9 protein-coding genes are annotated in these 9772 nt (G+C 70.5%); 7 read left to right on the forward strand and 2 right to left on the reverse strand.

Annotated features, from left to right (window positions below):
* The first annotated feature begins 5 nt into the window (after window positions 1-5).
* From QZX62_RS05835 to QZX62_RS05850, 4 genes are all read left to right on the forward strand, one after another.
* Window positions 6-698: a biotin--[acetyl-CoA-carboxylase] ligase gene (locus QZX62_RS05835; RefSeq protein ID WP_294172891.1), complete on the forward strand. Its 693-nt coding sequence runs from the start codon at window positions 6-8 to the stop codon at window positions 696-698.
* On the forward strand, window positions 698-1483 hold the full coding sequence (locus tag QZX62_RS05840; protein WP_294172882.1) for a type III pantothenate kinase: 786 nt from the start codon (window positions 698-700) through the stop codon (window positions 1481-1483). The genes QZX62_RS05835 and QZX62_RS05840 overlap by 1 nt, the downstream gene beginning before the upstream one ends.
* A gap of 129 nt (window positions 1484-1612) precedes the next feature.
* Entirely contained in the window at window positions 1613-3247 is a 1635-nt protein-coding gene (locus tag QZX62_RS05845; protein WP_294172883.1) for a ribonuclease J, read from the forward strand.
* The gene (locus QZX62_RS05850; protein ID WP_294172884.1) at window positions 3244-3510 is read left to right on the forward strand and encodes a DUF1467 family protein; all 267 of its coding nucleotides are present in this window, start codon (window positions 3244-3246) and stop codon (window positions 3508-3510) included. The genes QZX62_RS05845 and QZX62_RS05850 overlap by 4 nt, the downstream gene beginning before the upstream one ends.
* On the opposite strand, the gene QZX62_RS05855 is transcribed toward QZX62_RS05850, so the two are convergent.
* Complete coding sequence (locus QZX62_RS05855; protein ID WP_294172885.1) at window positions 3507-5807, reverse strand: hypothetical protein; 2301 nt, start codon at window positions 5805-5807, stop codon at window positions 3507-3509. The genes QZX62_RS05850 and QZX62_RS05855 overlap by 4 nt on opposite strands.
* Before the next feature lie 69 nt (window positions 5808-5876).
* Between QZX62_RS05855 and QZX62_RS05860 the strand changes: the two genes are divergently transcribed.
* The 3 genes from QZX62_RS05860 (at window position 5877) to QZX62_RS05870 (ending at window position 9433) form a co-directional block, all read left to right on the forward strand.
* Window positions 5877-7061, forward strand: coding sequence for a hypothetical protein (locus QZX62_RS05860; RefSeq protein ID WP_294172886.1), 1185 nt, complete (start codon window positions 5877-5879; stop codon window positions 7059-7061).
* Between the two features lie 100 nt (window positions 7062-7161).
* The gene (locus QZX62_RS05865) at window positions 7162-8142 is read left to right on the forward strand and encodes a DUF2336 domain-containing protein (protein ID WP_294172887.1); all 981 of its coding nucleotides are present in this window, start codon (window positions 7162-7164) and stop codon (window positions 8140-8142) included.
* Complete coding sequence (locus tag QZX62_RS05870) at window positions 8135-9433, forward strand: HAMP domain-containing sensor histidine kinase (protein WP_294172888.1); 1299 nt, start codon at window positions 8135-8137, stop codon at window positions 9431-9433. The genes QZX62_RS05865 and QZX62_RS05870 overlap by 8 nt, the downstream gene beginning before the upstream one ends.
* Window positions 9434-9437: 4 nt before the next feature.
* Here QZX62_RS05870 and QZX62_RS05875 read toward each other — a convergent pair.
* A partial coding sequence (locus QZX62_RS05875) for a citrate/2-methylcitrate synthase (RefSeq protein WP_294172889.1) occupies window positions 9438-9772 on the reverse strand: 335 nt, incomplete at its 5' end.

A 9772-nucleotide genomic window follows, 5' to 3' on the forward strand; every position in this document is an offset into this window, starting at 1 on the left:
GCAGGCTGCGCTTCGTCGAGCGGACCGGCTCGACCAACAGCGACCTTGCCGCCGACCCGTCCGCCGGCGAAGGCAATTGGCTGATCGCCCTGCAGCAGGATGAGGGGCGCGGCCGGCAAGGTCGAGCTTGGCAGAGCTGCACCGGCAACTTCCACGGCAGCACGGTGGTTCAGCTCCGGCCGACGGACCCGCCGGCGCCGACGCTTGCGCTCACCTGCGGGGTGGCGCTGATCCGCGCGGTTGAGGCCGCGGCGCCAGCCACCGGGCTGATCCTGAAGTGGCCCAACGACCTGCTGCTCGGACTCGGCAAGCTGGGCGGGGTCCTGCTCGAGCGGGCCGGGGACCGGGTGGTCGCGGGTTTCGGCGTCAATCTGGCAAGCGCGCCCGAGTTGCCCGATCGGGCAACGGCAGCGCTTTCGTCGGTGGCTCTGGTCAGCCCGGCAGCCTTCGCACCGCTCCTTGCCGCCGCCTTCGCCCGCGAGCTGGAACGCTGGCGCGGCGACTTCCCGGCGCTGATGGCCTTGTGGCTGGAAAGCGCCCACAAGATCGGCACGCCACTTACCGTAGCTGCCGGAGCTGACGGGCGGGTCGAAGGCGCCTTCGACGGCCTGGAAGCCGACGGGGCGCTGCGGTTGCGACTGCCATCCGGCGAAGTGCGGGTCATCCGGGCCGCCGACGTGACCTTGGGAGCGGCCTGATGCTGCTGGCGATCGATGCGGGCAATACCAACTTGGTGCTTGCCCTGCTTGACGAGCACAATACCGTTCGGGCGCGCTGGCGGATCGCGACGGACCCGCGGCGGACCGCGGACCAATATGCGGTGTGGCTGCACCAGCTACTGGAGCTGGAAGGCCTCACCCGGGCGGACGTGACCGGAGTGATCATCGGGACAGTGGTGCCGCGCGCGCTTCACAACCTGCAGGTCCTCTCGACCAAATATTTCGGGCGGGAAGCGCTGGTGGCGGGGCAGGGTGCTGCGGCCTGGCCGATCCGCCTGGACGTCGACGAGCCGCATAACGTGGGCGCCGACCGCGCGCTCAATGCCATCGCGGCGCACGGGAAGTGTCCGGGCGATCTGATCGTGGTGGACTTCGGCACTGCCACCACCTTCGACGTGGTGGATGCGGACGGAGCGTACAAGGGCGGGATCATCGCACCGGGCATCAACCTCAGCCTTGATGCGCTGGTCGGGGCGGCAGCGCAGCTACCCCGGATCGCGATCGAAGCGCCCAAGGGCAATGCAGTGATCGGCCGCACGACGCACGGCCAGATGCTGTCGGGTATCTACTGGGGCTATGTGGCGATGTTGGAAGGGCTGCTGGCGCGGGTCAAGGCGGAGATCGGCCGGCCGGCCACCGTGATCGCCACCGGCGGCTTGGCGGAGCTGTTCCAGCGGCATACGGCCGTGTTCGACATGCTGGAGCCCGACCTCACCATTCAGGGGCTGGCGCTGCTGTACCGGCGGAGCGTTTCGGCCACTTAAACGTCATCCCGGCGAAGGGCTCCCATCAAAGTAGTACTTTGATGGGGCCCGAAGGCCGGGATCTCCACCAATCGGCGGAGCGCTTGCGGCCAAAGGTCCCGGCCTTCGCCGGGACGACGAAGGACAACGATGACACCAGGCGACGAACTGCTTTTCCTTGCGCTCGGCGGATCGGGCGAGATCGGAACGAACGTCAACCTCTACGGCTGCCGCGGCAAGTGGCTGATGGTGGACTGCGGGCTGACCTTCGGCGACCACGACTATCCCGGGATCGACCTGGTGCTGCCCGACCTCGACTTCATCGAGCGGCGAAGGCGCGACCTCGTCGGCCTGGTGCTGACCCACGGACACGAGGACCATATCGGTGCCATCCCCTACCTTGCGGCGGACCTCAAGGTGCCGATCTACGCCACCGCCTTCACCGCCGGGCTGGTCGCGGGCAAGCTGGAGGAGGAGGGGCTGACCGGGCAGGTGCAGGTTCGGATCGTCGAACAGACCGCCGAACTCGACCTCGCGCCTTTTCGCGTCACCTATGTGCCCGTGGCCCACTCCATTGCCGAAGCGAACGCCCTGCTGATCGAGACGCCGCATGGCCGCGTGTTCCACACCGGCGACTGGAAGATCGACGACACGCCCGTGCTCGGCAACACGACCTCGCCCGAGCGGCTGACGGCGATCGGCGACGAAGGTGTGCTCGCGCTGGTGTGCGATTCCACCAACGCGTTCAACGAACAGGTCTCCGGGTCGGAGGCGGACGTATACGACGGGCTGCTGAAGACCGTGGCGGACGCGCCCGGGCGGGTGTTGGTCACCACTTTCGCCTCCAACGCGGGCCGGCTCGATACCATCGGGCGGGTAGCGGAGGCGACTGGACGGCGGATCGCGCTGGCGGGCCGCTCGGTCGAACGGAACATCAAGGTGGCCAAGGCGACCGGCTACCTGCGCGACTTCCCGGAGCCCGTCCGCTACGACGAGGCGATGCGGCTGCCGCGGTCCGAGCTGCTGATCCTGGCGACCGGCGGGCAGGGCGAACCGCGGGCGGCGCTCGGGCGGATCGCGGCCGGCAACCATGAGCTGAAGCTCGGCAACGGCGACACCGTGATCTTCTCCTCGCGCCAGATTCCAGGCAACGAGAATGCGGTCGGTGCGATCATGAACCAGCTGAGCAAGCTGGGCGTGGTCACCGTGACCGACCGGCAGGCGCATGTGCACGTGTCGGGCCACCCGGGGCGGCCGGAGCTCAAGAAGATGTACGATTGGATCAGGCCGGAGGTGCTGATCCCGGTCCACGGCGAGCCGCGGCACCTGCGCGAGCAGGCTCGGTTCGGCGAAGCGAACGGCATTCCACGCGCCATCGTGCAGGAGAATGGCGAGGTGATCCGCCTTGGCCCCGGCGAGCCGAGGAAGCTGGGCGAGGAGCGGGTGGGCAAGCTGGTGCTCGACGGCGACGTGATCCTGCCGGCGGACGGCACCACCATCAATGAGCGGCGCCGCATGGCTTTCGGCGGTGTGATCGCCGTCAGCATCGCGCTGGATCGGCGCGGCGCGCTGATCGGCGAACCGCTGGTGCGGCCGCTGGGCGTGCCCGTCGAGGAGGACCGCGCCGACTTCATCCGCGATGCGGCCGACATGGCGGCCCGTGCGGTCGGTCCCCGGATGGACGAGGAAAAGCTGCGGGAGGCGGTGCGCCTGGCGGTGCGGCGCTGCGCGACGGCATGGACGGGCAAGAAGCCGCTGGTCGAGGTGATGGTCCTGCGCTCATGAGGTGGCAGTCGGCGCTCGCGGTCTTTTTCCTGTTCTGGGTCGCCGCCGCGTTTATCCTGCTGCCATTCGGCGTGAAGACCGACGAGGAGGTCGGCGCAGCGAAGGTCGCCGGGCAGGCCGACAGTGCGCCCCACCGCTTCGAGATCCGTCGCCACCTGCTGCGCTCGACGGTGCTCGCAGTGGCGGCGTTCGGCCTATACTATCTCAACTATGTCAACGGCTGGCTGACCGTGGAGATGCTGGACTTTTATCACCGGGGCTAGCGGCGCTTCTCCACGACCGGGATCAGCGCCGCGTAGAGCTTGCCCACGTCGCTGGACATCAGGGTGACGGCCATGACCCCCCCGTCCCGTTCCGCCACCACCCGGCGCAGCATGGCTTCGAAATCGTGGACGAAGCGGTTGGCGGCGGTCTGGAATTCGCGATCCTGCTCGTAATGGGCGACGAGACTGCGGTTCTCGCCATTGTTCATCAGCCGCACGGCACGGCGGGTGAACACCCCGCGGTCGCCCTTGAGGTAGGCGCCCCAGGCCCGCTCATCGACTTCGTCCGACAGGATCTTGCCGACGTCGATCGCCGCCGAATGCATCGAGTCGATCAGCATGGCCGTGCGCCGCGCAAAGGCTTCGCTGTCTGCCGCCCGGTCGGCTTCCTGCGTCTGGTGGATGTGCGTTTCAAGCGCGGCCGCGGTTTGGCCGATGGTCAGCATTTGTCGGGTTAGCCGATCGGAAGCGCTGCGGGCGGCCTCGACCGCGCGCGTCGCCACCACCTCGACATCCTGAAGCTGCGCGGTGATCGATTCTCGAATGGCCCGCTCCAGCGCGTCGCGGGTCTGCTGCGACAGCCGGGCCGCGCTTTCGGGGATAACCGCGGCGATCGCCTCGCGAGCGCGCTCGGCCGCGTGGGCGGAAGCGTCGCGGACCTGGACCATGGCTCGCACCAGGGCGGGACCGGTCTCCGCCTGCAACCGCGCGGCCTCGCTCTCGGCCGCTGCCAGGGCCTGGCTGAGCCCGGCGAGCCGCTGCTCGGCGGCGCCGACCCCGTCGTCCAGCATCGCGAGAAAGGAGGCTAGCCGGTCCTGCTGTGCCTGCAGTCCGTCGGCGCCGAGGGCCAGCCGCTCGCTCGCCTCGCCCGCGGCATCGCGCATCCATTCAATCTCCGGGCGCGAGGCGTTTACTGCAGCGAGCAGGCGTTCGGCCCCGCCTTCCGCCTGGTCCAGCGCGCCGTTCAGCCGCTCGCCGATCTCCTGGTGGAGGCCGGTGACGGCGCCGCGCAGCGCCTCCGTCCGCCGCTCCAGCGTGTCCAGCGAGCCGTCGCTGGAGGCCGACTGCAGCGCCAGTTCGTCGAGCTCACCGCGCACCCGCGCGATGGCGGAGGCGATCGCACCCGCGCGCAGGTCGCCTTCGGCCGCGAGATCGACAAAGCGCTGGTCGAGGTCGGCCAGGCTGCGTTCCACCCCGGCCACCATGGCCAGGCTGGCGCGGTCCTGTTCAGCCACCCGGGCCGAAAGGCCGTCAAGCGCTCCGCCCGCGGCGCTCAGCCGCTGGTGCAGCGCGTCCGCCGCCTCGATGCCCGTACGGCCGAGGCCGGCGGCGCTCTGCGCAACAAGGGCTGTAACCGCCGCCGACTGGGTGTCGATTCCGCCGCGGATCTCGCCCAGTGCCGCTGCGGTGCGGTCGAGCAGTTCGTCCACCTGCTGCGCGGCGGTGCCGGCGACGTCGGACACGCGCGTGGCAGCAGCCGCGCCGGCGCTCTCGATCTGGGTCAGGTGCGCGACCAGCCGCTGGGAGGCGCCGCCGACGCTTTCGTCGGCCTCGCGGGCCCGGGCGGTAACGGCGGCAAGCTGCGCTTCGAGCGAAGACGCCTGGGCGCTGGCTTCGCGACCCGAACCGCGCAGCTCCTCGCTCATCGCCCGGGCGGTAGCTTCGGCGCGCGGCAGGTCTTCGAGCAGCACCCCGAGGTCGGTGCGCGCGTTCTCGGCGGCGCGATCCAGGGCCGAGCTATGCCGCGCCAGCTTCTCGGCTCCGGCATCGAGGTCGCGGGTGACGCCGCCAAGGCGATGGGCAGCCTCGTCGCCCAGCCGCATCAGCCGGTCGGACATGCCGGCCATCGCCGCCTGCTCGTCGTCGAGACGGCGGCGCAGCACGGCCAGCAGACCTTCCAGGCTGCGCGCTTCCGTGTGCATCGCCGCCACCGATCGGGTGAAGCGCTCCGTCTCCTGCCGCCGGGTCCGGCCGAACAGGATCCACAGGAGGCCGAGAAGGGCGAGCGGCCCGGTGGCGATCGCGAGCCACTGCGCCAGAACCGGTCCGGTCAGCGGCGATCCGCCCAGGCTCTGGCCCGTGGACCAGGCGGCGAACGCGATCCAGATGGCTGCCGCGGCGATGAGCGCCCATCCCAGCACCTGGCGCCCGCCGGCCCCGCTCTCGGGCTCGGGTAGCGCTTCCTCGTAGCTGCCGTAGTCGTCGGCTGGAGGGTTCTGGAACGCCGCAAACGGCTCGGCCTCGGTGAGATCGAGGGGCGGAAGCGCCTGGCCGGCGCGCTCTGGTCTGGCGTTCATGAGCGGCAGTTTACCACCTTTGCGCTCGAGCGGAAGCGTGCAAGAGAAACGGCCGGGAGGGACGAACCCATGGCGCTCGGAGCGCTGATCGGAGCCTATCAGGAGGATGATGCCGGCGGGCTCAAGGCCTTGTCGCCGCTCGCCGGGCGAACGCTGGTGGAGTACCAAGCGCGGTGCGCGGCCGCTGCGGGAGCGGCGCCGATCGTCGTGCTGGTAGAGCGGGTGCCGCCGGCGCTGGCCGCCGCTTTCGAGCGGCTGAGGGCGGAGGGAGTGGCCGCCATCCCGGTGAGCGACGGCATCGAAGCGGCGGCCCGGTTCGAGCCGGGCATGCCGATCCTCCAGATGGCTGACGGGATCGCCCCGGCGATGGCGCTGGTGCAACGAATAGTGGGGGCGAACGAGCGCGCGGTCGCGACGGTCGCCGACGGCCAGGCGCACGAGCTGTTCGAGCGCATCGACAATGAGCGGCGCTGGGCGGGGCTGGCGCTGGTGGACGCGAATACCTTGTCCTCGACCGCGGCGATGCTGGGCGATTGGGACCTGCAATCGACGCTGCTCCGCCGCACCATCCAGGCCGGCGCCCTATTCATTCCGGCAGGAGAGGGTGTGACGCCCTTCCTGGTGCACTCGGGAGCCGAGCCGCAGGCGTTCGACCGCCACCTGATCCAGGCATCGCGCCGCATTCGCCGCGACTGGCCGAGCCGCTACCTGCTGCCGATCCCGGAGGAGTTCGCGACCGAGCGGCTGATGAGCACGCCCGCGCGTCCCAGATGGCTGATCGCTGCGGCGCTCATCCTGATGCTGGGCGCAGCCGTGGCTTTCGTGCTCGGCTGGCCCTTGGCGGCGATGGCGCTGTTGCTGCTCGCCAGTCCGCTGGACCTGATCGCCGAGCGTTTGGCGATCCTGCGGCTGCGGCCCCTGCCGGCCGGGCTGCTCACCCGGCGCCTGCTCTGGCCGGCAGGCGGCCTGGCGCTGCTGGCGCTCGGCTGGTTCGAGGCGCGGCACGGCAGCGGTTGGGGCGCGGCGGTGCTGGCGCTGGCGGCCGCTGCCTTTGCCGAAGCGGCCAGGGTGGAAGCGGGCGGGCGCGACCTGCCGGGCGAGACCTGGCTGTTCGGCCTGCGGCCTGCTATTTTCTTGACGGTGCCATTCGCGCTCGGTGGATGGTGGACCGCCGCGCTGGCCGTGCTTGCCGTCTATGCCACGGGCAGTTTCTTCCTGGTCCAGAATCGGGCTCACCGCGGCGCTCGCGATTGAGGTGGCATTAACCTCGATCGGATAATTGGGAATGGTTATGGCGCCCCGGAACAGGCCAGATGCGGAGAATGCGCAGGATGCGTCAGCGGATGGTCTGCGCGTGCGCGGCGAGTCACAGCGCCTGGCCGCCGCCGTGCAGGACTTCCTCCTCGACCCCGCTCAGCGGCTGACGGAGCAGGAGCGGGCGCTGATGAACGCCATGCTCCACGGGCTGGTGGAGCGGCTCGCCGACGAGATCCGCGTCCGCCTGCCGGCGCAGCTCAGCCCGCAAAGCGAGTGTGACCCGGCCGAGCTCGTCCTGGAGCTTGGCAGGGGCGGGCTGCTCGCTAAGCCGGCGCTGATTGCATTGCTGCTCCGCCGCGCCGATCTGCTGCGGCTCGGGCAGGCGGCGCTCGGCACCCGCGCCCGCGATGGAAGCTCGCTGCTCCAAGGCTGGGTCGGGGACGAAGCGCCGGACGTGGCGGCGGCGGCAATGGCCGTGGCCCTGTCCCGCGGCGCCGCGCGCGACCGCTTCGGGCGCCCCGGGCTTGAGCTTGCCGACTGTCCGGCGGAGATTGCGGTTGAGCTGGCCTACGACGTTGCGGCCGCCTTGGCCCGGCGCTGCGGCGGCCGGGACGAGGAGCTGGTGGCGGCAGCCGTGGACCTGCTCGCCCGCCACGATGAAGGCCAGCGGCTTGACGCTTTGGAAGCACGGTTGGTGCGCGCCCTGCAGGAAGCCAAGCGGCTCGACCCGACGACGCTGTTGGCGATGGCTGGCGCCGGCGAGGTTGGCTTGCTGTGCGAAGCGCTGGCCAGGCTGGCCGGCATTCCGGGCGAGAGTGGTTGGACGTTGTTCGTCGACGGGCGGGACGGGCGGCTGGCGCTGTTGCTGCGGATGGCCGAACAGCCCCGCGCCATGGCCGCGGCCCTGCTCGCCCGCCTGGCCGCTCCGCTTGGCCTCGGCGACCCTGTGGCCGAGCTCGACTGGTTCGATCGCATCGGGGAAGCCGAGGCCCGCGCCGCGCGCAACCGCCTGCGGCTGCCCCCCGCTTATCAGCAAGCCGCCGCGGCACTGGAGGGACATGCCCGTGGCCGTGCCTGAACCGATCGGCGGAACCGTCGATCCTGAGGGACGGCTGACCGCGGCGGACCCCCGCCTGCTGCAGTTGCAGCGGGAGGCCGGCGCGGAGCTCGGGCAGCCGCTCGCCGTACCGCAGCTGGCGTTCATCGTGCGGCTGGCCCGCAAGCTGGGCGTGACCATCTCCCGTCCCGCGCTGGCGGCGTCGGCCGAGGCCGACCTGGACCTGTGGGTGCGGGCGGAACCCGAGGGCGGCGGGGTGCGGCTGACGGTCGAAAGCTGGGTCGAGCGTCCGCCGCAGCGTTCGCGCTGGCCCGAGGACAAACACGCGCCGGCCCTAGAGACCGCCGCCGATTACCGCTTCTCGCTCGATTCCGACCTACGCCTGCTTAGCCTTTCGCCCGATCTTGCGGAGCAGCTCGGCACCGAGCCGAAAGCGGCGGTCGGGCTGCCCCTCACCCGTCTGGTCCAGCTCGAAGCGGACGAGGCCGGCGACATGCCGCTGCTCGGCGCCTTGGCAGGGCGCAGCGACTTCGATGGTCAGCGCGCGGTCCCGAAAGCGGGTGGGGCCCCGCTGATCCTGTCGGGCGAGGTTCGGCTCGGACCAGCCGGCGAGTTCGCCGGCTTCGCCGGGCGCGTGGCCGCCGAGCGGACTCAAGTTGCGGCCCCCGTCGTGGCTCCCGAACTCAACGAGTTGCTGCAGCTGCCGCTCGACCGGATCGTCGCCGAAGCGCGGCACATCGCCGAGCGCGCTCAAGGTCCGCTCCGCAGCGATTACGCAACATATGCCGGCGACATCATGACCGCTTCGCGGCACCTGCTGGACGTGCTGCGTTCCACAACCGCAGCGGCTCGGCCGGGAGGGGATGAAGGGGCCGAGCGGATCGACCTGGTCGCGCTCGCCTTGGAAGCGGCCGGGCTGGTCCAGGCCCAGGCGACGGAAGCCCGGATGAAGCTGGAGGTCGAGGGAGAAACGGCGCTGGCCGCGCACGGCGACGCCCGCGCGGTCACGCAGATCCTGGTCAACCTGATCGGCAATGCGGTGCGCCACTCGCCCCCTGGCGGAACGGTACGGATCATCGCCGGCACGGGCGGCGGGGCCGAGATCAGCATCGCCGACCAGGGCCCGGGCGTGGCGCCTCGGGATCGCGAGCGCATCTTCGAGCCCTTCGAGCAGGCTGCGTCCAAGGTCGGGGGCGCCGGCCTGGGACTGGCGATCTCACGCCGGCTGGCGCGGTCGATGGGTGGGGACATCCTGCTCGACCCGGGGCCAGTCCCCGGAGCGCGGTTCACCCTCCGACTGCCGCTAGCCTGACGTCCTAGCGGCGCTCCACCGGCACATAGTCGCGCTGAGTGGCGCCGACGTAGAGCTGCCGCGGCCGCCCGATCTTCTGCTCGGGATCGGAGATCATCTCGTTCCACTGCGCCACCCAGCCGACGGTTCGGGCCAGGGCGAACAGGGCGGTGAACATCTCGGTCGGGAAGCCAATCGCGTTGAGGATCACTCCTGAATAGAAGTCGACGTTGGGGTAGAGCTTCTTCTCGATGAAATAGTCGTCGCTGAGCGCGATCCGCTCCAGTTCCTTGGCGGTGTCGAGCACCGGGTCCGAGATGTTGAGCTCGGCCAGCACCTCGTCCGCGGTCTGCTTCATCA

The sequence above is a fragment of the uncultured Sphingomonas sp. genome (genome assembly GCF_902806265.1).
Classification (GTDB): domain Bacteria; phylum Pseudomonadota; class Alphaproteobacteria; order Sphingomonadales; family Sphingomonadaceae; genus Sphingomicrobium.

What these genes read in the sequence shown, in the direction of transcription:
- QZX62_RS05845 (WP_294172883.1), top strand. Translation starts at nt 1,613, where the DNA reads ATGACACCAGGCGACGAACTGCTTTTCCTTGCGCTCGGCGGATCGGGC.
- QZX62_RS05850 (WP_294172884.1), top strand. Translation starts at nt 3,244, where the DNA reads ATGAGGTGGCAGTCGGCGCTCGCGGTCTTTTTCCTGTTCTGGGTCGCC.
- QZX62_RS05860 (WP_294172886.1), top strand. Translation starts at nt 5,877, where the DNA reads ATGGCGCTCGGAGCGCTGATCGGAGCCTATCAGGAGGATGATGCCGGC.
- QZX62_RS05855 (WP_294172885.1), bottom strand. Translation starts at nt 5,807, where the DNA reads ATGAACGCCAGACCAGAGCGCGCCGGCCAGGCGCTTCCGCCCCTCGAT.
- QZX62_RS05840 (WP_294172882.1), top strand. Translation starts at nt 698, where the DNA reads ATGCTGCTGGCGATCGATGCGGGCAATACCAACTTGGTGCTTGCCCTG.